The sequence below is a fragment of the Streptomyces sp. T39 genome, from assembly GCF_008042045.1.
Lineage (GTDB): Bacteria > Actinomycetota > Actinomycetes > Streptomycetales > Streptomycetaceae > Streptomyces.
Map to the genome: position 1 here is coordinate 3,096,460 of NZ_RDBP01000012.1, position 22,110 is coordinate 3,118,569.

General features: G+C 72.8%; 15 protein-coding genes. 11 read left to right on the forward strand and 4 right to left on the reverse strand.

All coding sequences use genetic code 11. From position 1 onward, the window contains the following. From EAO77_RS15065 to EAO77_RS15090, 6 genes are all read left to right on the forward strand, one after another. Positions 1–2,133, forward strand: a 2,133-nt coding sequence (locus EAO77_RS15065; RefSeq protein WP_410088466.1) for a glycogen debranching N-terminal domain-containing protein, incomplete at its 5' end; no start/stop codon positions are given. 96 nt (positions 2,134–2,229) lie between these two features. Further along, entirely contained in the window at positions 2,230–2,991 is a 762-nt protein-coding gene (locus EAO77_RS15070) for an NUDIX hydrolase (RefSeq protein ID WP_147988487.1), read from the forward strand. Positions 2,992–3,139: 148 nt separating this feature from the next. After that, positions 3,140–4,972 carry an ATP-binding cassette domain-containing protein gene (locus EAO77_RS15075; RefSeq protein WP_147988488.1) on the forward strand — a complete coding sequence of 611 codons (1,833 nt, stop codon included), beginning with the start codon at positions 3,140–3,142 and terminating at the stop codon, positions 4,970–4,972. Between the two features lie 105 nt (positions 4,973–5,077). After that, on the forward strand, positions 5,078–6,019 hold the full coding sequence (locus tag EAO77_RS15080; protein ID WP_315986093.1) for a FadR/GntR family transcriptional regulator: 942 nt from the start codon (positions 5,078–5,080) through the stop codon (positions 6,017–6,019). A gap of 341 nt (positions 6,020–6,360) precedes the next feature. Beyond that, complete coding sequence (locus tag EAO77_RS15085; protein WP_147988489.1) at positions 6,361–7,914, forward strand: RNA polymerase sigma factor; 1,554 nt, start codon at positions 6,361–6,363, stop codon at positions 7,912–7,914. A gap of 146 nt (positions 7,915–8,060) precedes the next feature. Next, positions 8,061–8,906 carry a serine protease gene (locus EAO77_RS15090; RefSeq protein WP_147988490.1) on the forward strand — a complete coding sequence of 282 codons (846 nt, stop codon included), beginning with the start codon at positions 8,061–8,063 and terminating at the stop codon, positions 8,904–8,906. Positions 8,907–9,027: 121 nt separating this feature from the next. Here the strand turns inward: EAO77_RS15090 and EAO77_RS15095 are convergent, their stop codons facing one another. Beyond that, positions 9,028–9,258, reverse strand: a complete 231-nt coding sequence (locus EAO77_RS15095; protein ID WP_147988491.1) for a hypothetical protein — start codon at positions 9,256–9,258, stop codon at positions 9,028–9,030. Between the two features lie 434 nt (positions 9,259–9,692). On the opposite strand from EAO77_RS15095, the gene EAO77_RS15100 reads away from it, so the two are divergent. From EAO77_RS15100 to EAO77_RS15110, 3 genes are all read left to right on the forward strand, one after another. Beyond that, the gene (locus EAO77_RS15100) at positions 9,693–11,819 is read left to right on the forward strand and encodes a type IIA DNA topoisomerase subunit B (RefSeq protein WP_147988492.1); all 2,127 of its coding nucleotides are present in this window, start codon (positions 9,693–9,695) and stop codon (positions 11,817–11,819) included. Positions 11,820–11,952: 133 nt separating this feature from the next. Further along, positions 11,953–12,423 (forward strand): DUF485 domain-containing protein, encoded by a 471-nt coding sequence (locus tag EAO77_RS15105; RefSeq protein ID WP_147988493.1) that lies wholly within the window; start codon positions 11,953–11,955, stop codon positions 12,421–12,423. Further along, positions 12,420–14,045 (forward strand): cation acetate symporter, encoded by a 1,626-nt coding sequence (locus tag EAO77_RS15110; RefSeq protein WP_147988494.1) that lies wholly within the window; start codon positions 12,420–12,422, stop codon positions 14,043–14,045. The genes EAO77_RS15105 and EAO77_RS15110 overlap by 4 nt, the downstream gene beginning before the upstream one ends. Before the next feature lie 190 nt (positions 14,046–14,235). Here EAO77_RS15110 and EAO77_RS15115 read toward each other — a convergent pair whose 3' ends face one another. Beyond that, entirely contained in the window at positions 14,236–14,916 is a 681-nt protein-coding gene (locus EAO77_RS15115; protein ID WP_147988495.1) for a response regulator, read from the reverse strand. After that, on the reverse strand, positions 14,913–16,721 hold the full coding sequence (locus EAO77_RS15120; protein ID WP_147988496.1) for a sensor histidine kinase: 1,809 nt from the start codon (positions 16,719–16,721) through the stop codon (positions 14,913–14,915). The genes EAO77_RS15115 and EAO77_RS15120 overlap by 4 nt, the downstream gene beginning before the upstream one ends. Before the next feature lie 245 nt (positions 16,722–16,966). Here EAO77_RS15120 and EAO77_RS15125 point away from each other — a divergent pair, with 245 nt between their 5' ends. Beyond that, on the forward strand, positions 16,967–18,085 hold the full coding sequence (locus tag EAO77_RS15125; RefSeq protein WP_147988497.1) for a CobW family GTP-binding protein: 1,119 nt from the start codon (positions 16,967–16,969) through the stop codon (positions 18,083–18,085). Between the two features lie 47 nt (positions 18,086–18,132). Here EAO77_RS15125 and EAO77_RS15130 read toward each other — a convergent pair whose 3' ends face one another. Beyond that, entirely contained in the window at positions 18,133–20,583 is a 2,451-nt protein-coding gene (locus tag EAO77_RS15130) for a DNA topoisomerase (ATP-hydrolyzing) subunit A (RefSeq protein WP_147988498.1), read from the reverse strand. Between the two features lie 181 nt (positions 20,584–20,764). Here EAO77_RS15130 and EAO77_RS15135 point away from each other — a divergent pair, with 181 nt between their 5' ends. Next, on the forward strand, positions 20,765–22,105 hold the full coding sequence (locus EAO77_RS15135; protein ID WP_147989141.1) for a M16 family metallopeptidase: 1,341 nt from the start codon (positions 20,765–20,767) through the stop codon (positions 22,103–22,105). The last annotated feature ends 5 nt before the right edge of the window (positions 22,106–22,110 follow it).

Genomic DNA, 22,110 nt, shown 5'->3' on the forward strand with positions numbered 1-22,110 from the left:
GGTGGCGGTCCCGCCCGGCCCGCCCCGTCCCGTGAGTGGCGGATGGCGGACGTGCACGAAAGGCGCGGCAGGCACCCCATGGCCCCCAACGCAGTCAGGCGGGCGACCGCCCCGCACCAGGAACGGGCCGCGCTGCCCGCAGCCGGCCGCACCGTCCCGTCCGCTCCCGAGCCGCCGCCCGTCCACCACACCCTCATGTGCGTCGCCCTGCCCGCGCTCGCCGTCTCCCCGCTCCACGGCCAGCTGGACGGACACGGCATCGAGGGCGTCTACCGCTCCGGTGGACGTCTGCTCTCCCGCTGCCTGCTGCGCGTCGCCGGGCGCGCGCCCCTCCCGCTGCGATCACGGATCCTCTCCGCGGAGTGCGCCGAGTTCACCGGCGCCGTGCGGACGTCCGCCACGGGTTCGCCCGATCCGGACGTCCTCGTCGAACGAACGCGTGACGCGCACGGCACCGAACGGATCGTCCTGCAGAACCTCTCGGCCACGGCGCTCCGGCTGCCGGTGGAGATCGCGCTCGCCACGGATCTCGCCCGGTTCGGCGCGGTCGCCGCGGGCCGCCCCGGGCCCGAACTCGCCGGCTCCGTGCACGACACCGGCATCCGCTGGGCGCCGCGGGAGGGCACGGGTGGCGCCGGAGCCGTCGTCACCGCCGACCCGGCCCCGGACACCACACTCGCCTCGTCCGGGCTGCTGCGGTGGGAGATCGGACTCGCCCCCGGGGCGTCGCGCACGATCAGCCTGTCCGTGCGCCCCGGACCGGGTGCTCCTCGGCGCGACGCGGCCCTCTCCCGGCCCGCCGCGGCGGTGCTCGTACCGGCACCGGCCGTCGAGTGCGACGACGGGCGGCTGGCCCCCCTGGTCGAGGGGGCCGTCGGCGACCTGCGCGCCCTGCTGTGCCGCGATCCGGCGCGGCCCGACGACGCGAGCGCCGCCGCGGGCGTGCCGTGGAGGATGCGGCCCGCGCCGGCGGATGCGCTCTGGGCCGCCAGGGCGGCGCTCCCGCTCTCCACCCGGCTCGCATCCGCCGCCCTGCGCATGGCGGCCCGGGGCCAGCGCTCCGGCAGCGGACCGGGGTCCGGCCTGCTGCCGGGCGAACTGCGCGCCGCCGGGCCGCACGTGCCGCCGGGCTGCACCGGCACGGAGGCGACGCTGGCCTTCCCCGTGGTGCTGGCGGAGGCATGGCGCTGGGGGCTGCCTGAGCGCGACCTCGCGGAGCTGCTGCCCGTCGCGGAGCGCTGCCTCGGCTGGCTCCGCCGGAGGGCGGGAGACTCCACCGCGGTCGAGGAGGCGGCAGGGCAGGGATTCCTGCGGTCCGAGACGCAGGCCCATGCGCACCGGGCGGCCGTGCTCGGTGCCGGGCTGCTCGACGCGGCGGGCCGCCCCGGCGGCGCCTACTGGCGGGAGTGGGCGGCGGAACTGCGCACGACGTTCCCGGGGCGGTTCTGGACCGACGACGTCGCCGGCGGCCGGCCGGTGGCGGGGTGCCTGCCCGACGGGCGTCCCGTCGGACATCTCGGTTCGGCCGCGGCGCACCTGCTGGACACCGGACTGGCGGCCGGTGGCGTCTTCGCGCCCGGGCTGCTCGACGCGGGGCGCACCGCTCGGCTGGCCCGGCTCCTCGGGGACCCGGCGATCGACTCGGGGTGGGGTCTGCGGTCACTCGGCGAGGGGGAGAGCGCCTACAACCCCCTCGGTCATCGCAGCGGCGCCGTGCGGGTGCACGAGACCGCCGTGGCCGTCGCGGCGCTCGCCGCCGCGGGTTTCGAGCGGGAGGCGGCGGGGCTGGCGCGCGGCCTGCTGGACGCCGCCGAGGCGTTCGGGCACCGGCTGCCGGAGATGTTCGCCGGGCTGCGGCGCACGCCGGGAGGCGGTCCGGTCCCGCACCCGGCGGCCTGCCGCCCCGCCGCGCTCGGCGCCGCGTCCGCGCTCCTGCTGGCCACGGCGCTCACCGGGATCAGGCCCGACGCCCCGGCCGGCACCGTCGCCCTGCGTCCGATGCGCGCGGCCCCGCTCGGACCGGTGCGGATCTCGGGGCTGCGGGTCGCCGGGGAGCCGTTCGCGCTACGGGTGAGCGCGCGAGGGCTCGCGGTGGTCGAGGAGGCCGCCGAGGGCCTGCAACTGGGCGTGTGACGAGCCCTCGTGCCCGTCGGGCGGCGCTCGGCCCGAACCGCCGGAACACAGGGGGAAGGGTGTCTTTATCGTCAGGCAGACGACTATGATCGCGGCATGTCGCCCTACGACCCGTCGGCCTTTCCGCCGTTCGCCGTCACCGTCGATCTGGTCGTGCTCACCGTGCGACGGCATGCGCTGTGCGCGCTCGTCGTACGCCGCGGGGAGCCGCCGTTCCAGGGGCGGTGGGCGCTGCCCGGAGGGTTCGTACGGGGTGACGAGGACCTCGCGGGCGCGGCGGGCCGTGAGCTCGCCGAGGAGACCGGCCTGTGTGCGCACGACCCGGCATCGCCCGCGCCGGGCAACGGAGCCCATCTGGAGCAGCTCGCCACCTACGGCGACCCCCGGCGCGATCCGCGGATGCGTGTGGTCAGCGTCGCCCATCTGGTGCTCGCCCCCGATCTGCCGGCGCCCCGCGCAGGAGGCGACGCCAACAGCGCGCGCTGGGCCCCGGTCGAGGAACTGCTCGCCGCGCGGGACGGCGCGGCGGCGGATGACGAGCAGGCGCCGCTCGCCTTCGACCACGCCACGATCCTGGCGGACGGGGTGGAGCGGGCACGCTCCAAGATCGAGTACTCGTCGCTGGCCACCGCGTTCTGTCCGCCCGAGTTCACCGTGGGCGAGCTGCGGCGGGTGTACGAGGCGGTGTGGGGCGTCGCGCTCGACCCCCGCAACTTCCACCGCAAGGTGACGGGGACACCTGGTTTCCTCGTCCCCGCCGGCGGCACCACGACCCGTCAGGGAGGCCGCCCGGCCCAGCTGTTCAGGGCGGGCGGGGCCACGCTGCTGAATCCGCCGATGCTGCGTCCCGAGGTCTGACGCCGCCGCCCGCCGAGCCGCCCGCCGCCCGCACACACACCCGGTCGGCATCCGATGCACGAAAAGTCGTAAATGTCGCGTTATCTTGCTGCGGTACCCGTGCTGCCGCTGAGCGGTCTCACCTTCCGCGAGAGAGGCGAGAGAAGCGATGCTCCAGGCCGTCGGAGTGACCAGTGTCCGCCGCGCCGAGGGCCGGCCGGCCGTCGACGACATCTCGTTCGAGTGCCTGCCGGGCCAGGTCACCGCCCTGCTCGGGGAGCCGGGCGCGGGGAAGACGACCGTGGTGCGGCTGATCGCGGGGCTCGACGCGGGCCGGGGCATGACCTGGTTCCGGGGCACCCCCCTCCACCGCGTCGCCGATCCGGCGCGAGAGATCGGCCTCGTACTGGGAGAGGTGCCCGGCCATCCCGCCCGCACGGCGGGCGGGCACCTGCGGATGCTGAGCGCGGCCGTGGGCGTGCCCGTCGCCCGCGCGGACGAACTGCTCGACGCCGTCGGGCTCGGCGCCCTGCGGGACGAGCGGCTGGGGCTGCTGTCCCGGGGCATGGACCGCCGGCTCGCTCTTGCCGCGGCCCTGCTGGGCGACCCGCACACCCTGATCCTCGACGAGCCCTGCAGGGACCTCTCCGCACGCGACGGCGCCTGGCTCCTCGCGCGGCTGCGGGATCACGCGGCCGCCGGCGGCACCGTTCTGTGCGCGACCCGAGACCCGAAGGAGGCGGCCCGTTTCGCCGACCATGTGATCACCCTCGACGGCGGGAAGGTCGTCGCCGACCAGGACGCCGAGGCGTTCGCGCGGACCAGGCTGCGGCCCCGGGTGAGCGTCCGCACCCCCCATGCGGCGCGCCTCTCGGACGCCGTCCGCAGGGAGGCGCGCGCGGCCAGGCGGTCGGTGGAGGTGGTGACCGAGAGCGGCAGCCTGCTGTCCGTGTACGGGAGCAGCTGTCCGGAGATCGGGGAGACGGCGTACCGGCACGGGGTGCTCGTCCACCGGCTGACCGAAGAGGTCGGGACCGGCACGGCCGAGGCGCGGCACGCGTCCGCCCCCGAGGCCTCGGCCCCGGCAGCCGCCGCCCCCGAGGTCTCGGCCCTGGCAGCCGCCGCCCCCGCCGGCCGGCCCCCGTCCCGCGACGAGCGGGCCGCCGCCGCGGACCCGGCCGACGTGCTCCGGGCGACGGACGAGGCGCCTGCCGCGCCCCCGCGCCGGCCGCGGAGCCCCCGCCGGGCGCTGCGGTACGAACTGCGCCGGATGCTCGGAGTCCGCACGGCCCCCCTGGTCGCGGTGGCGGTCCTGGTCTCGTCGCCGGCACTGTGCCTCCTGCTCGCCCACGGCGCGGGCGCCGTGCCGCCCGCGGCCCTGGCGGCCTGGCCCGGATTCCTCCCGCTGCCGCCGGCGGCCTTCGGCGCCGGGCTGATCGGCGCACTCTCCTACGGCGAGGAGTTCCGGTTCCCCGCGCTCGCCGCGGTGCGCGGGGTCTCCCCGCGGCGCCCCGCAGTGCTGCTGGCCAAGCTGGCCGTGACGGCCGCCGCTGCGGTGACCCTGGCGGTGCTCGCCGTCGTGGTCGACGCCCAGGTCCTGCGTCTGCTGCACGGTGCCGACTTGACCGCGGCGCGGGAGAACTGGGCGGATCCCGGCATCCGTTGGCTGGGCCTGTGCGTCGGCTGCGCCTGGGCGGGCCTGCTCGCCGCCGCCGTCTTCCGGGTCACGGCCGCCGGGGTGGCCGCCGTGCTCGCCGTTCCCGTACTCATCGCCCCGCTGGTCGAGTTCGCGCTGCCCGGTGCGGCCGTCCGTTCGATCACCGGCCTGGCCGGGCGACTTCGGGCCATGACGCAGGGCCGGCTTCCCGAGAGCGCCGACCGCTGGATCCGGGCCGCCCTGGAACTCGTCGTCCAACCGTTCGGTGCCGCGCTGGTGTTGTCGCTGTCGGCTCTCATCTGCGCGTATCTGTCCATCGCGCTCCGGCGGAGGGCGACTTGGTGATCGTGCCGGACCACATGGTGGCGCGGTGGTCACAACTTCCGTGAAAGGGTCCGCTTCCTTCCGATAAGGCGTCAATGGGGGAGCGGGCGCTGATCACCCTTTCGTGTGCTTTTCACCAAAGACCTCAAGGGGCTGGGAAGCCGCGCCGACAAAGGATGCGTGAGTACCCTTGCGCACACCATGATGACCGCCGCCCGCCCCGCCGAGTCCGCCCTGGCCGGCCCGGGCGAACTCGACCGATACCCCTACGCGGAGTCGCCGGGCGCCGCCCGCGTCGCGCCGCCCGCGTGGCAGGGCGCGGACGTGGAGCTGGGGCGGGCGCCCCGCCGCACGGCCGGCAGCCGCGGCCGCGGACTGCACGGCCAACTCGTCCAGCAGCTCGGACAGATGATCGTCTCCGGCGACCTGGGCGCCGACCGCCCGCTCGTGCCCGAGGAGATCGGCCAGCGCTTCGAGGTCTCGCGCACCGTGGTGCGCGAGTCGCTGCGCGTGCTGGAGGCCAAGGGGCTGGTGAGCGCCCGCCCGAACGTCGGTACGCGGGTGCGGCCGGTCAGCGACTGGAATCTCCTCGACCCCGACATCATCGAGTGGCGCGCCTTCGGCCCTCAGCGCGACGACCAGCGCAGGGAGCTGAACGAGCTGCGCTGGACGATCGAGCCGCTCGCCGCGCGTCTCGCGGCGGGGCACGGCCGCGACGAGGTGCAGCAGCGGATGGGGGACATGGTCGAGATCATGGGCCATGCCCTCGCCCAGGGTGATGGACTCACCTTCTCGCGGGCCGATGCCGAATTCCACTCGCTGCTCATCCAGCTCGCGGGCAACCGCATGCTGGAGCACCTCTCCGGAATCGTCTCGGCGGCCCTTCAGGTGTCGGGGGGGCCGATCGCCGGCTGTGACCGTCCGACCGAGGCGTCCGTCGCGCACCACGCCCGGATCGCCGACGCCCTCGCATCCGGCGACCAGCACGCGGCAGAATCCGCCATGCGCCAGCTGCTCACCGTGCACCCGGACGTGGACCGCGTGGTTCCCGCTCCGCGCGAGCACTGACCGCCGCGGCGGGCGCGCGCGAGAGGCGTCCGTACGGCGTGTCGCCGGATTCCGCGGGGGATCCGGCGACACGCTGTACGTGGTCTGTCACGTTACGTCTGGACTTGCCCCCTTCGAGGTGTGACTCGGGCCACGCGAAATGGGCGTAACACTCCTCGAAACGCTGCGATGACCTAAGAGGTGACAGCCGAGGAGGGAATACAGCCGCCGGGGACGGCGCTGTGACAGCTCCCAGGTTCAGCCCGCGCGCCCACCGGCACATCCGCAGCCCGGTGGTCGTCGGCTCCGGCCCGATCATGGGCGGGGCCGGAAGCCGTTTCCATCGTTCCGAGAGGTTGTTCGTGTCGGCCAGCACATCCCGTACGCTCCCGCCGGAGATCGCCGAGTCCGAGTCTGTGATGGCGCTCATCGAGCGGGGAAAGGCTGATGGGCAGATCGCCGGCGATGACGTGCGTCGTGCCTTCGAGGCTGACCAGATTCCGCCAACCCAGTGGAAGAATGTTCTGCGCAGCCTCAACCAGATCCTCGAGGAAGAGGGTGTGACGCTGATGGTCAGTGCAGCGGAGTCGCCGAAGCGCGCCCGCAAGAGCGTCGCAGCGAAGAGCCCGGCCAAGCGCACCGCCACCAAGACCGTCGCCGCCAAGACGACCACGGCGAAGACCGTTGCCGCCACCGCGGCGCCGGCCGCCGAGACCGTCGAGGCCACGGCGGAGGACTCGGCGGCCGCCCCTGCCAAGAAGGCCGCCGCCAAGAAGACGGTCGCCAAGAAGACCGCGGTCAAGAAGACCGTCGCCAAGAAGACCGCGGCGAAGAAGACCGCGGGCAAGAAGGACGCCGACGAGCTCGCCGAGGGCGAGGAGCTGATCGACGACGTCCAGCCCGGCGGCAAGGGCGACGAGGAGGAGACCGAGGGCGAGAGCAAGGGCTTCGTCCTCTCCGACGACGACGAGGACGACGCGCCCGCGCAGCAGGTCGCCGTCGCCGGCGCCACCGCGGACCCGGTCAAGGACTACCTCAAGCAGATCGGCAAGGTCCCCCTGCTCAACGCGGAGCAGGAGGTGGAGCTCGCCAAGCGCATCGAGGCCGGACTGTTCGCCGAGGACAAGCTGGCGAGCGCCGACAAGCTGGCGCCCAAGCTCAAGCGCGAGCTGGAGATCATCGCCGAGGACGGCCGCCGGGCCAAGAACCACCTGCTGGAGGCCAACCTCCGTCTGGTCGTCTCGCTGGCCAAGCGCTACACCGGTCGCGGCATGCTCTTCCTGGACCTCATCCAGGAGGGCAACCTCGGTCTGATCCGCGCCGTCGAGAAGTTCGACTACACCAAGGGCTACAAGTTCTCCACGTACGCCACCTGGTGGATCCGTCAGGCGATCACCCGTGCCATGGCCGACCAGGCCCGCACCATCCGTATCCCGGTGCACATGGTCGAGGTCATCAACAAGCTCGCGCGCGTGCAGCGCCAGATGCTCCAGGACCTGGGCCGCGAGCCCACCCCGGAGGAGCTGGCCAAGGAGCTCGACATGACCCCCGAGAAGGTCATCGAGGTCCAGAAGTACGGCCGCGAGCCCATCTCGCTGCACACCCCGCTCGGCGAGGACGGCGACAGCGAGTTCGGTGACCTCATCGAGGACTCCGAGGCGGTCGTCCCGGCCGACGCGGTCAGCTTCACCCTGCTCCAGGAGCAGCTGCACTCGGTGCTCGACACCCTGTCCGAGCGTGAGGCGGGCGTGGTCTCCATGCGCTTCGGTCTCACGGACGGCCAGCCGAAGACCCTGGACGAGATCGGCAAGGTCTACGGCGTGACGCGTGAGCGCATCCGTCAGATCGAGTCCAAGACGATGTCCAAGCTGCGGCACCCGTCGCGTTCGCAGGTGCTGCGCGACTACCTCGACTAGGTCGCGGCGCACGCGCCGACACCGGAGGGCCCGGTCCCCGCGAGGGGGCCGGGCCCTCCGCCGTGCCGTGGCGGCCGCGGGGGTGCGGGCCCCGGCCCCCTGCACGACGCTGAGTGAGAACGAGTCACGCAGAGTCAGGAGAGCGTATGCGTCGTCCCAGCGTCCGAGGCCCGGCCGGTCTGTCCGCCCTGATCGCGGCCGCGATCGCATCACCCCTGGTGATGCCGTCGCCCGCGGTGGCCGACAGCGTGGTCATCGGCGGTTACGAGGTGTCTGCGGACAGCAGTCCGTGGGTGGTCGCGCTGTCCAGCCGTGACCGGTTCGGCGCAGCGCGCGCCGGCCAGTTCTGCGGGGGCGTCGTGGTGTCGCCCACGACGGTGATGACGGCGGCCCACTGTCTGAGCCCGGCGGTGCTGGGCAAGGACGTGGGCCTGGTCCGCGATCTGAGGGTGGTGTCCGGCAGAACCGATCTGGAGGGCGAGGGCGGGCAGGAGGTCGCGGTGCGCTCCAGCTGGATCCCGCCGGAGTACGACCCCGACGCGAACAGCCCCGACATGGCCCTGCTGACCCTCTCCGAGGCCCTCCCGGCATCCCGGGTGCTGCCGGTCGCCCGGGCGGGGGACGAGGCCTACAGGCCCGGCACGGAGGCCGTCGTCTACGGCTGGGGCGACACCACCGGGGCGGGCCGCTACGCGTCGAAGCTGCGGGCGGCCCGGGTGTCGGTGCTCCCGGACGAGAACTGCGCCACGGCGTACCCCGGCGGCGCCGACGGCCGCTACACGCCCTCCACGATGCTCTGCGCCGGTGACACCGCGGGCGGGCACGACGCGTGCCAGGGGGACAGCGGAGGCCCGCTCGTGGCCGGGGGGCGGCTCATCGGACTGGTCTCCTGGGGGAGCGGCTGCGGGCGCCCCGACGGGCCGGGCGTCTACACCCGGGTCTCCGCCGTGATCCCGTCGGTGCCGGGCATGCCGCCCGCCGGCGGGGACTGACCGCGTACCGCCGCCGCCCGCGGAGGCGGCGACGGTACGAGAACGGGCGGCCGCTCCTGGTGTCCAGGGGCGGCCGCCCGTCGCCGGTCCTGGACCGGCCTTGGCTCGTCGCGTGTGAGGGTCAGTGATCCTCTTCGCCGGTGCCGGTCGGCACAACCGTCAGCCGGTCCGTCTCGTCCTGTATCTCAGCGGCGATCTTCTTGAGTTCCGGCTCGAACTTGCGCCCGTGATGGGCGCAGAAGAGCAGTTCGCCGCCGCTGATCAGAACAACGCGCAGGTATGCCTGGGCGCCGCAACGGTCGCAGCGGTCAGCGGCCGTCAGCGGGCTCGCGGGGGTCAGAACAGTAGTCACGTCGCCTCTTCTCTAGCTCGACGAGCTGTCGTACCAGGGTCAACATCCAACCAGCCCCAAAACGTTCCCGCTCGTGGCTTTTCCTCGAAACTTTTCCCGAGGTGGCTGTCTGCTGCCGGTTGGCGGCGAATGAGCCGTATTGCTTCGCTCTACGGATTTCGCGGTTGCTTGTCTCGGTCGGCCCTCCCGGCTGGGTTGCCGGTTGTTGATGAGGACGTGCCCGGAGCCTAAATGGTTCATGCCTCGAAGGGAACGTGATGTTCACGTCACCCTGACGAGGGATCGAACATGCATGCGATGCTGGACTAGCATGAGAAATCATGTGGGTGGCGTTACATCGGCTCTACCAGGCCTCGGTACGCTCTGTGCGGCGACCGACGCCCGGGCCCCTACCCCACTTGGCCCCATCTGAAATTCAGCGAGGAGCGAACCGCGTGACCGCCGAAACGTCCGTGCCATCCACGGCGCTGCTGACCGCAGACCGTGACGGCTCCAACTACACCGCGCGGCATCTGCTCGTCCTGGAAGGCCTCGAAGCGGTTCGCAAGCGACCCGGTATGTACATCGGGTCGACCGACAGCCGCGGCCTGATGCACTGCCTGTGGGAGATCATCGACAATTCCGTCGACGAAGCCCTCGGCGGTCATTGCGACCACATCGAGGTCCTCCTCCACGAGGACGGCTCCGTCGAGGTCCGGGACAACGGCCGGGGCATCCCCGTCGACGTCGAGCCGAAGACGGGCCTCTCCGGCGTCGAGGTGGTGATGACCAAGCTGCACGCCGGCGGAAAGTTCGGCGGCGGCTCCTACGCCGCGTCCGGCGGCCTCCACGGCGTCGGCGCCTCGGTGGTCAACGCCCTCTCGGCCCGTCTGGACGTCGAGGTGGACCGCGGCGCGGCCACCCACATGATCAGTTTCCGGCGCGGTGTCCCGGGCATCTTCACCGAGTCCGGCCCCGACGCCCCCTTCGACCCGTCCAGCGGGCTCCTCAAGGGCAAGCGGGTGCCCAAGGCCCGCACCGGCACCCGTGTGCGGTACTGGGCCGACCGGCAGATCTTCCTCAAGGACGCCCGGCTCTCCCTGGACACGCTCCACCAGCGGGCCCGCCAGACCGCCTTCCTGGTGCCGGGCCTGACCATCGTCGTCCGCGACGAGCGCGGTCCGGCCGGGGGCGACGGCGAGGGCAAGAGCGTCGAGACGTTCCACTTCGACGGCGGAATCAGCGAATTCTGCGAGTACCTCGCGCAGGACAAGGCCGTCTGCGACGTGCTGCGGCTGAGCGGGCAGGGCACCTTCAAGGAGACCGTCCCCGTCCTCGACGACCGCGGCCACATGACCCCCACCGAGGTCACCCGCGAGCTCGGCGTCGACATCGCCATGCGCTGGGGCACGGGCTACGACACCTCCGTCAAGTCGTTCGTCAACATCATCGCCACCCCCAAGGGCGGCACCCACGTCACCGGCTTCGAACGCTCCGTGACCAAGACCATGAACGAGGTGCTGCGCTCCGCCAAGCTGCTGCGCGTCGCCGAGGACGACATCGTCAAGGACGACGCCCTGGAGGGCCTCACGGCGGTCGTCACGGTCCGCCTGGCCGAGCCGCAGTTCGAGGGCCAGACCAAGGAGGTCCTCGGCACCTCGGCGGCCAACCGGATCGTCGCGAACGTGGTCGCCAAGGAGCTCAAGGCGTTCCTGACCTCCACCAGGCGCGACGCCAAGGCGCAGGCGCGGGCCGTGCTGGAGAAGGCCGTGGCCGCCGCTCGCACACGCATCGCGGCCCGTCAGCACAAGGACGCCCAGCGCCGCAAGACGGCCCTGGAGTCCTCCTCGCTCCCCGCGAAGCTCGCCGACTGCCGCAGCGACGACGTGGAGCGCAGCGAGCTCTTCATCGTCGAGGGGGACTCGGCGCTGGGCACGGCCAAGCTGGCCCGCAACAGCGAGTTCCAGGCTCTGCTGCCCATCCGCGGCAAGATCCTCAACGTCCAGAAGTCGTCCGTCTCCGACATGCTGAAGAACGCCGAGTGCGGCGCGATCATCCAGGTCATAGGAGCCGGGTCCGGCCGCACCTTCGACATCGACGCGGCCCGCTACGGCAAGGTCATCATGATGACCGACGCCGACGTCGACGGCTCGCACATCCGCACCCTGCTGCTCACGCTCTTCCAGCGGTACATGCGGCCCATGGTCGAGGCCGGCCGCGTCTTCGCCGCCGTCCCGCCGCTGCACCGGATCGAGCTCGTCCAGCCCAAGAAGGGCCAGGACAAGTACGTGTACACGTACTCCGACAACGAACTGCGCCAGACGCTGCTGGAGTTCCAGCGCAAGGGCGTCCGGTTCAAGGACTCGATCCAGCGCTACAAGGGTCTCGGGGAGATGGACGCGGACCAGCTGGCGGAGACCACGATGGACCCGAGGCACCGCACCCTGCGCCGGATCAACATCGGTGACCTGGAGTCCTCCGAGCAGGTCTTCGACCTCCTGATGGGCAACGAGGTCGCCCCTCGCAAGGAGTTCATCACCAGCTCGGCCGCCACGCTCGACCGGTCGCGCATCGACGCCTGACCGACCGCCCGGTCCCGGGGCCCTTCGTCACCTGATGGGGTGAAGAGCCCCGGGGAGAGAGTCCGGGATGCTCCCGCTCTGTCCATCCTTGTGCATGCGTACCGAAACGGTTCGCTGACAAGGAGAGTTGAGCGTGGAGAAGCAGGAAGGGCGGGAGGCCGCCGGCGTGCGGCTCGAGGACCCGTGGGACGCGGCGCCCGTCACCGGCTGGGGGGACGCCGGCGGCGGGCGGGCCCCCGCCCCGCCCGCCGGCCCGGGCGAGCAGCACACGGCACCCAGCGCCGCCGACATCTACCTCCAGGTGCAGCGCAGCCCCGCCTTCCAGGAGGTGCGCCGCCGCTACCGCCGGTTCGTCGTGCCCGCCACCCTGGCCTTCCTGCTCTGGTACCTGGCGTACGTCGTGGCGGCGACCGCCGCCCCCGGACTGATGGCCAGGCCGGTCGCCGGCGCGGTCAACGTGGCGATGGTGGCCGGACTCGCGCAGTTCCTCACCACGTTCGTCCTGACCTGGGCGTACGCCCGGCACGCGCGGCTGCGGCGGGACCGGGCCGCCCTGGAGCTGCGCTGGGACACCCAGGAGATGACCCGCGGAGCCGGCCGGTGAGCGGCGACCACCAGGCTCTCGCCCTCGTCCTGTTCAGCGCCTTCGTCGCGGTCACCCTCGGCATCACCACCTGGGTGAGCCGCAACCGGCGCGGCTCGGCCGAGGAGTTCTACGCGGGAGGACGGCTCTTCTCCCCGATGGAGAACGGCTTCGCCATCGCCGGTGACTACATGTCGGCCGCGTCCTTCCTCGGCATCTCCGGCCTGATCGCCCTGTTCGGCTACGACGGCATGCTCTACTCCGTCGGATTCCTGGTGGCCTGGCTGGTGGTGCTGTTCCTCGTCGCGGAACTGGTGCGCAACTGCGGGCGGTTCACGCTCGCCGATGTGGTCGCCTCGCGGATGAGCGCCCGCAAGGTGCGCATCGCCTCGGGGACTTCCTCGGTCACCGTGTCCGTTCTGTACCTGGTGGCGCAGATGGTGGGGGCCGGTTCCCTCGTCGCGCTGCTGCTGGGCGGTTCGAGCGAGGCCGCGCGCTCGTGGACCGTCGTCGGCGTCGGTGCCCTCATGGTGATCTACGTGTCGATGGGAGGGATGCGGGCCACCACCTGGATCCAGATCGTGAAGGCCGTGCTGCTCATGGCCGGGGCGGTCGCCATGACGGTGCTCGTGCTGGTGCGCTTCGGCGGAGACGTGGGACAGCTGCTCACCTCCGCCGCCGAACGCAGCGGCCACGGAAGCGACTTCCTCGCCCCCGGGCTGAGGTACGGAGGAGACTGGACCTCCCGGCTGGACTTCATCAGCCTCGGGCTGGCCCTGGTGCTCGGCACGGCGGGACTGCCGCACATCCTGTCGCGCTTCTACACCGTGCCGACCGCGCGGGCCGCCCGTCGCTCGGTCGTCTGGTCCATCGGACTCATCGGCAGCTTCTACCTGATGACCATCGTCCTCGGCTTCGGAGCCGCCGCGGTCGTCGGCACGGCCGAGGTCCGGGCGTCCAACGCGGCGGGCAACACGGCCGTGCCCCTCCTCGCCCTGGACCTCGGCGGCGGAGCCGGTTCGACCGGTGGCACGGTGCTGTTCGCGGTCGTCGCCGCCATCGCCTTCGCGACGATCCTCGCCGTCGTCGCGGGCATCACCCTGGCGTCGTCCGCCTCCGTCGCACACGACCTGGTCGCCTCCCTGCGGCGAAACCCCGGCCGTGAGCGGCCCCGTGACGGGCGCCCGCCACGGCGCCGGCTCGGCGAGGTCGCCGTCGCGCGGCTGGCCGCCGTCGGCATCGGCGCGGTCGCCATCGGGCTCGGACTGCTCGCCCGCGACCTGAACGTGGCCTTCCTGGTGGGCCTGGCGTTCGCCGTAGCGGCCTCGGCCAACCTCCCCGTCCTGCTCTACTCGCTCTTCTGGCGGGGCTTCACCACGCGCGGCGCGCTCTGGTCGGTCTACGGCGGCCTGGTGCCGGCCGTGCTGCTCGTGGTGCTGTCACCGGTGGTGTCGGGGAGCGAGCAGGCGCTCTTCCCCGGTGTCGACTTCCAGGTCTTCCCGCTGGAGAATCCGGGACTCGTCTCGATCCCGCTGGGCTTCCTGGCGGGCTGGATCGGCACGGTGACGTCCCCGGAGCCCCCGGACGACGCCCGGCACGCGGAGACGGAGGTGCGGGCGCTGACCGGAGCCGGCGCCGTCTAGGGCGTGCCAGGCGTTGCGGGGCAGGCGGGGTTTCCGCAACACGCGCCGGCTTCTCAGCCGGAGGCGCGGACGGCCCGGCGTCCACGGACGTCCGTCGGCAGCCGCCCCGGCGGCCTTGGATCGGTCCGTCCGTCCCGGGGGCCCTCACCCGGCCTGCGGCGGTGCCGGGCGCCACAGGGGCCGGGCAGGGTCAGGCGCTTCTGGTCCACCGGTACCGGTGCTCGGGCCGCCCCGTCTCGCCGTACCGCAGGCTCAGGCTGACCCGGCCGGCCTTCTCCAGCAGTTTCAGATAGCGCTGTGCCGTCTGGCGGCTGATCCCCGCCTGTTCGGCGATCTCCTGCGCCGACAGCGGCCCCTCGGCCGCGAGCAGCACCTGGCGTACCACCCCGGCCGTGGTGGGAGAGTGCCCCTTCGGCAGGTCGGGCGCGGCGGTGCCTGCCGCCAGCGTGCCGAAGATCCGGTCCACGTCCGCCTGCTCGGCCTCGCCGCCGCCGTCGAGGGTCCGCCGCAGTGCCGCGTACGCCTCCAGCTTGGCGCGCAGCCCGGCGAAGGTGAACGGCTTGACGAGGTACTGGAGGGCACCGTGACGCATCGCCGCCTGGACGGTGGCCACGTCCCGCGCGGCGGTCACCATGATCACGTCGGTGTGGTGTCCGAGGCGCCGCAGTTCCCTGACGACCGCGAGGCCGTTCCCGTCCGGAAGGTAGTGGTCCAGCAGGATCAGGTCGACGGGCGTCTCGGCGAGCCGGGCGAGGGCCTCGGCGGCCGAATGCGCCCGGGCGACGACGCGGAAGTCCGGGAGCTTCGCGACATACGCGGCGTTGATCTCCGCGACCCGGGTGTCGTCGTCCACGACCAGTACATCGATCATCGCGCCCGCCGTGTCCGCCCGGTCGCCTGTGACGGCGAGGCAGGTTGTCCCGGGGCCGCCGACTGCGCCGGCGCCCGCCGCGCAGGCGGCACCCCGGCCGTGTCCGCGCCGCCCGAGCGATCGTCGCCGACGGGACCGGCCGGGCCGCGGTCCGGCGACGGGTCCGGTGCGGGGTCCGCGGGCCCCTCCGCCGCCTCCGCCAGGGCCTCCGGCAGCACGACGGTGAACTCGGCGCCGCCCGCGGGAGCCTCCCGCACCTCCGCGCTCCCGCCCTGCCGCTCGGCGAACAGCCGCACCAGCGCGAGCCCCAGGCCCCGCTTGCCGTGCGTGGGCAGCTCCTTGGTGGACCAGCCCTCGGCGAAGATCAGCTCACGCCGCTCCTCCGGTACGCCGGGCCCGCTGTCGGTGATCCGTACCCCGACCGTGCGGCCGTCCGCCCGCAGCGCGACCTCCACGGTCGCACGCGGTGTGCCGGCGGCCGCGTCCAGCGCGTTGTCCACGAGGTTCCCGACGACCGTCACCAGCCCCCGCGGGTCGACCAGGCGGTCCGGGAGCAGCGAGGAGGGCGCCATCCGCAGCGACACGCCCCGCTCCGCCGCCACCGCCGCCTTTCCGACCAGCAGCGCGGCGAGCAAGGGGTCGTGGACCTTCTCGGTCACCTGCTCCGCCGTGGCCCGGTGGACGCCCACCACCTCGGTGACGTACTCCATCGCGTCCTCGTACATCTCCAGTTCGAGCAGGCCCAGCAGGGTGTGCATCCGGTTGGCGTGCTCGTGGTCCTGCGCGCGCAGCGCGTCGATCAGACCGCGGGTGGAGTCGAGCTCCCTGCCGAGCTGCTCCAGCTCGGTGCGGTCGCGCAAGGTCACGACGGCACCGCCGTCGTCCGTCGGCATGCGGTTCGCGACGAGGACCCTGCTGCCCCGCACGGTCAGCAGGTCGTCACCGGTGACCCGACCCGCCAGCACCTCCGTGGTCCGCCCCGGCCCCATCGCCTCCTCCAACGGACGGCCGACGACGTCGGTTCCGACGGCGAGCAGCCGCTGGGCCTCGTCGTTGAGGAGCCTGACGCGGCCGCCGCGGTCGAGGGCCACCACGCCCTCCCGGATGCCGTGGAGCATGGCCTCCCGTTCGGCCAGCAGCGCGGAGATGTCCGAGAACGCGAGGTCGTGGGTCTGGCGCTGCAGTCTGCGGGAGATCAGGTAGGCGGCGAGCGCGCCGACGGCCAGCGCGCCTCCCGCGTAGGCGAGCAGCCCGGGAATGGCCTCCAGCAGCCGGGCGCGGACGCTGTCGTACTCGATGCCGACGGACACCGCGCCGACGATCCGGCCCCCGTCGTCCCTCAGCGGGACCTTGCCGCGCGCCGAGCGGCCGAGGGTGCCGCTGTCGATCTCCATCACGGCACGGCCGGCCAGCGCCTCGCTGGGGTCGGTGGAGACGGGCCGCCCGATCTCGGCGGGCGAGGTGTGGGACCAGCGGACACCCGCGGCGTTCATCACCACGATGTACTCGGCACCGGTGGCGAGCCGGATGCGCTCGGCCTCGCGCTGCACCGCGCCGCCCGCGTCGGGCCGGCTGGTGGTCACCTCCCCGGCGAGCTCCGGGGAGGCGGTGGTCTGGGCGATGGCCAGCGCCCGCCGCATGGCCTGGTCGTCCAGCTGGTCGCTCAGCGGTGCCAGGAACAGGCCGGTGGCCAGCGCGGTGACTCCGGTGGCGATCGTCAGCTGCATCAGCAGGACCTGGGAGAAGACCCGCTGCGGCCAGCCGAACCGCCGTCGGCGGGCGGGGCCGGTCGGTACGGGGCTCATGCCCGAAGACGGTAGACGGCCCCGCCGTCTTTCGGAAACGTCCAGGTCAGACGGTGTGGTCCGGCCCCAGGGTCCGGCCCCCGGGACGCCTCGGGGAACGGCGGGGCGCCCGCACACCGGCCCGTTCCCCGCGCCTATCCTGGTGCGCCCGGGCAGTCGGCGGCGGCCGGAGGCCCGCGCAGCCCGCCCGGTGGCCGGCCCTGAGCCGTCCCGAACCGTCCGAGTCGTCGTCATGAGGTGCCAAGGTGAGTCCGAGCAGGTCCCAGATCCCCGTCGTCGTCCTCGCGGGCTTCCTCGGATCGGGCAAGACCACGCTCCTCAACCATCTGCTGCGTCGCAACGGCGGCAACCGCATCGGCGTCGTCGTCAACGACTTCGGGGCCATCGAGGTCGACGCCATGACCGTGGCGGGGCAGGTCGGCTCGACGATCTCCCTCGGCAACGGCTGCCTGTGCTGCGCGGTCGACGCCGGTGAGCTCGACGAGTACCTGGAGAAGCTCACCCGCCCCTCGGCCCGGATCGACGTCATCGTGGTGGAGGCCTCCGGACTCGCCGAGCCCGAGGAACTCGTGCGCATGGTGCTCGCCAGCGAGAACCCCCGCATCGTCTACGGCGGACTGGCCGAGGTCGTCGACGCGGTCGAGTTCGACGCCACCCGGACCCGGCACCCCGAGATCGACCGGCATCTGGCCCTCGCCGACCTCGTGGTCCTCAACAAGACGGACCGGGCGGGCGTGGCCGGGGTCGCGGCGGTGCGCGAGGCGCTCGACGCGATCGCCCCCGGGACCCCGGTCGTGGAGACCGCGTACGGCCGGATCGATCCCGAGCTGCTGCTCGACCCCGCCGCGCGTCCGGAGCGTGCGGAGAAGGTCCGCCAGCTCTCCTTCGAGGACCTCCACGCGGACGCCTACGACGCCGAGCACGGCCACGAGGGGCATCTGCACGCCGCGTACGAGAGCGTCTCCGCCGTCTCCGCGGCGCCGCTCCACCCCCGGCGCCTGATGGACTTCCTGGACACCCGGCCACCCGGTCTCTACCGGATCAAGGGCTGGGTCGGCTTCGGGGCGGCCGATCCGGCCCACCGGTACGCCGTCCACGCGGTGGGCCGGTTCCTGCGCTTCTATCCCGAGCCGTGGCCGCCGGGCGAGGAGCGCCTGACGCAGCTGGTGCTGATCGGCTCCGGCATCGACGCGGACGCGCTGCGCAAGGAGGTCGCCGCGTGCGCGCAGAGCGGCCGGCCCGAGGACGTCCCGGACGAGCGGAGCATGTGGGGCGTCCTGCGCTACGTCCACCGGGACGCGGACGACCCGCAGGCCGCCGAGGACGCGGGCGAACCGGACGACTCCGGGCTTCGGCACGACTGACGGCGGGGGGTGTCGGGGGCGGCCGCCCCCGACACCCCCCGCGTCCGCTAGCTCGCCGGCCCGGCCAGCACCGCCACGGGTGACGACAGCGGGGTGCCCGAGCCGTCGCGGCGCGGATCGATGTCCGGCAGCTGCACCGGGGTGCCGTTCTCCTGCGCGGCGCGCGCCGGGGCCGCCCCGGCCCAGGCGAACACCAGCATCTCCTCGCCCTTCAGGAACCGCTGGCAGCGCACACCGCCGGTGGCGCGGCCCTTGCGCGGGTACTGGTCGAGAGGGGTCAGCTTCGCCGTCGTCGGCCCGTCGTCGAGCGTGCCACGGGAGCCCGCCACGGTGAACACCACGGCGTCCACGGCCGGATCGACCGCGGTGAACGAGAGCACTTCGGCGCCGTCCGCCAGCTTGACGCCAGCCATGCCGCCCGCGGCCCGGCCCTGCGGCCGCACCTGGGAGGCGGGGTAGCGCAGCAGCTGGGCGTCGGACGTGATGAAGACCAGGTCCTCCTCGCCGGTGCGCAGCTCCGAACCGCCGACGATCCGGTCCCCGTCCCTGAGGGAGAAGACCTCCAACTCGTCCTTGTTGGACGGGTAGTCGGGGACGACCCGCTTCACCACGCCCTGGAGGGTGCCGAGGGCGAGCCCCGGCGAGGACTCGTCCAGCGTCGTGAGGCACACGACGGACTCGTCGGCCTCCAGCGAGAGGAACTCGGCCAGAGGTGCGCCGCCCGCGAGGTTCGGGTCGGAGGCCGTGTCCGGGAGCTGCGGCAGGTCGATCACGGGGAGGCGCAGCAGCCTGCCCGCCGATGTCACCACGCCCACCTCTCCGCGCTGCGTGGTGAGCACCGCGGAGACGATCACGTCGTGCTTGGTGCGCCGGTCGCCCTGCTCGGCGAGTGGCCGGCCGGTGGCCGTGCGGGCCAGCAGTCCGGTGGAGGACAGCAGCACCCGGCACGGGTCGTCGGCGACCTGCAGCGTGGCGGTGGGGGCCGGGGATCCGGCGGACTCCAGCAGCACCGTACGGCGGGGCGTGCCGAACTTCTTGGCGACGGCCGCCAGTTCGGCGGAGACCAGCTTGCGCAGCTCGGCGTCCGACTCCAGGATGCCGGTCAGCTCGTCGATCTCGCCGTTGAGCCGGTCGCGCTCGCTCTCCAGCTCGATCCGGTCGAACTTGGTCAGCCGGCGCAGCGGCGTGTCGAGGATGTACTGCGTCTGGACCTCGCTCAGCGAGAAGTGCGCGATCAGGCGCTCCTTGGCCTGGGCCGAGTTCTCGCTGGAGCGGATCAGGCGGATGACCTCGTCGATGTCGAGCAGGGCGACGAGCAGGCCCTCGACCAGGTGCAGCCGGTCCCGGCGCTTGGTGCGGCGGAACTCGCTGCGCCGGCGGACCACTTCGAAGCGGTGGTCGAGGTAGACCTCCAGCAGCTCCTTGAGGCCGAGGGTGAGCGGCTGTCCGTCGACCAGGGCGACGTTGTTGATGCCGAAGGACTCCTCCATCGGCGTCAGCTTGTAGAGCTGCTCCAGCACGGCCTCGGGGATGAAGCCGTTCTTGATCTCGATGACCAGGCGCAGGCCGTGCTGGCGGTCGGTGAGGTCCTTGACGTCCGCGATGCCCTGGAGCTTCTTCGAGCCGACCAGGTCCTTGATCTTCGCGACGACCTTCTCCGGGCCGACGGCGAAGGGGAGTTCGGTGACGACCAGGCCCTTGCGGCGGGCCGTGACGGTCTCCACGGAGACGGTGGCGCGGATCTTGAACGTGCCGCGGCCCGTCTCGTACGCGTCCCTGATGCCGCCGAGGCCCACGATCCGGCCGCCGGTGGGCAGGTCGGGGCCGGGGACGTGACGCATCAGCGTCTCGAGGTCGGCGTTCGGGTGGCGGATGAGGTGACGGGCGGCCGCGACGACCTCGCCGAGGTTGTGGGGAGGCATGTTGGTCGCCATGCCGACCGCGATGCCGGACGCGCCGTTGACCAGCAGGTTGGGGTAGGCGGCGGGGAGCGCGACGGGCTCGCGCTCCTGGCCGTCGTAGTTGGACTGGAAGTCGACCGTGTCCTCGTCGATCGACTCGGTCATCAGGCTCGTGGCGTCGGCCATCCGGCACTCGGTGTAGCGCATGGCGGCCGGCGGGTCGTCGTTGCCCAGCGAGCCGAAGTTGCCGTGGCCGTCGACGAGGGGGAGGCGCATCGAGAACGGCTGCGCCATGCGCACCAGCGCGTCGTAGATCGACGCGTCGCCGTGCGGGTGGAGCTTGCCCATGACCTCCCCGACGACGCGGGCGCACTTCACGTAACCGCGGTCGGGGCGCAGGCCCATCTCGTTCATCTGGTAGACGATGCGGCGGTGCACCGGCTTCATGCCGTCGCGGGCGTCGGGCAGGGCACGGGAGTAGATCACCGAGTACGCGTACTCGAGGAAGGAGCCCTGCATTTCGTCCACGACGTCGATGTCGAGGATCTTCTCCTCGAACTCCTCCGGCGGTGGGGTCTTCGTGCTGCGGCGGGCCATCGCGGCGGCTGCTCCTTCACGTACCAGTCTGGATCCGACGCGCACCATTGTGGACCGTCCCACTGACAGCACCGACGCGACCCGGAAGAGGGACGTGGTGCGCGGGCGGGAACTTCGCCAGGCCCCGGTGCGCTTGCATAGGGTGGCAGGACTCTTTCACATCGCGATCGAAGGGACGTACATGCCCATGGGTCACACGGCCACAGGCCAGGCCGGCTCCGGCGGCCTGACAGCGACCGAGCACCGCCTGGCCAACGGCCTGCGCGTGGTGCTCTCCGAGGACCACCTGACCCCCGTCGCCGCGGTGTGCCTCTGGTACGACGTGGGCTCCCGCCACGAGGTCGCGGGGCGCACCGGGCTCGCGCACCTCTTCGAGCACCTGATGTTCCAGGGCTCCGCGCAGGTGAAGGGCAACGGCCACTTCGAGCTCGTCCAGGGCGCCGGCGGCTCGCTCAACGGCACCACCAGCTTCGAGCGGACCAACTACTTCGAGACGATGCCGACGCACCAGCTGGAGCTCGCCCTCTGGCTGGAGGCCGACCGCATGGGCTCCCTGCTCGCCGCCCTCGACGACGAGTCCATGGAGAACCAGCGCGACGTCGTGAAGAACGAGCGCCGCCAGCGCTACGACAACGTGCCCTACGGCACGGCCTTCGAGAAGCTCACGGCCCTCGCCTACCCGGACGGCCACCCGTACCACCACACGCCGATCGGCTCCATGGCCGACCTCGACGCCGCCACCCTCGAGGACGCCCGGGCCTTCTTCCGCACCTACTACGCGCCGAACAACGCGGTGCTGTCGGTCGTCGGCGACATCGACCCCGAGGAGACCCTCGCCTGGATCGAGAAGTACTTCGGCTCGATCCCCTCGCACGACGGCAAGCAGCCGCCGCGCGACGGCACCCTCCCCGACACCATCGGCCGCCAGCTGCGCGAGGAGGTCGTCGAGGAGGTGCCCGCCCGGGCCCTGATGGCCGCCTACCGGCTGCCGCACGACGGCACCCGCGAGTGCGACGCCGCCGATCTGGCGCTCACCGTCCTCGGCGGCGGCGAGTCCTCCCGGCTGCACAACCGCCTGGTGCGCCGCGACCAGACGGCGGTCGCGGCCGGCTTCGGGCTGCTGCGCCTCGCCGGGGCGCCGTCGCTCGGCTGGCTGGACGTCAAGACGTCCGGCGGCGTCGAGGTCCCGCAGATCGAGACCGCGGTCGACGAGGAGCTGGCCCGTTTCGCCGCCGAGGGGCCGACCGCCGAGGAGATGGAGCGCGCGCAGGCACAGCTGGAGCGCGAATGGCTGGACCGGCTGGGCACCGTCGCCGGCCGCGCCGACGAACTCTGCCGCTACGCCGTGCTGTTCGGCGACCCGCAGCTGGCGCTGACCGCCGTCCAGCGCGTCCTCGACATCACGGCCGAGGAGGTGCAGGCCGTCGCCAAGGCGAGGCTGCACCCGGACAACCGGGCCGTGCTGGTCTACGAGCCGATCACCGCCGACGAGAACGACGACACCGAGGGGGCGGACCAGTGAGCGAC

What these genes read in the sequence shown, in the direction of transcription:
- EAO77_RS15135 (WP_147989141.1), top strand. Translation starts at nt 20,765, where the DNA reads ATGCCCATGGGTCACACGGCCACAGGCCAGGCCGGCTCCGGCGGCCTG.
- EAO77_RS15090 (WP_147988490.1), top strand. Translation starts at nt 8,061, where the DNA reads ATGCGTCGTCCCAGCGTCCGAGGCCCGGCCGGTCTGTCCGCCCTGATC.
- EAO77_RS15070 (WP_147988487.1), top strand. Translation starts at nt 2,230, where the DNA reads ATGTCGCCCTACGACCCGTCGGCCTTTCCGCCGTTCGCCGTCACCGTC.
- EAO77_RS15120 (WP_147988496.1), bottom strand. Translation starts at nt 16,721, where the DNA reads ATGAGCCCCGTACCGACCGGCCCCGCCCGCCGACGGCGGTTCGGCTGG.
- EAO77_RS15130 (WP_147988498.1), bottom strand. Translation starts at nt 20,583, where the DNA reads ATGGCCCGCCGCAGCACGAAGACCCCACCGCCGGAGGAGTTCGAGGAG.
- EAO77_RS15115 (WP_147988495.1), bottom strand. Translation starts at nt 14,916, where the DNA reads ATGATCGATGTACTGGTCGTGGACGACGACACCCGGGTCGCGGAGATC.
- EAO77_RS15075 (WP_147988488.1), top strand. Translation starts at nt 3,140, where the DNA reads ATGCTCCAGGCCGTCGGAGTGACCAGTGTCCGCCGCGCCGAGGGCCGG.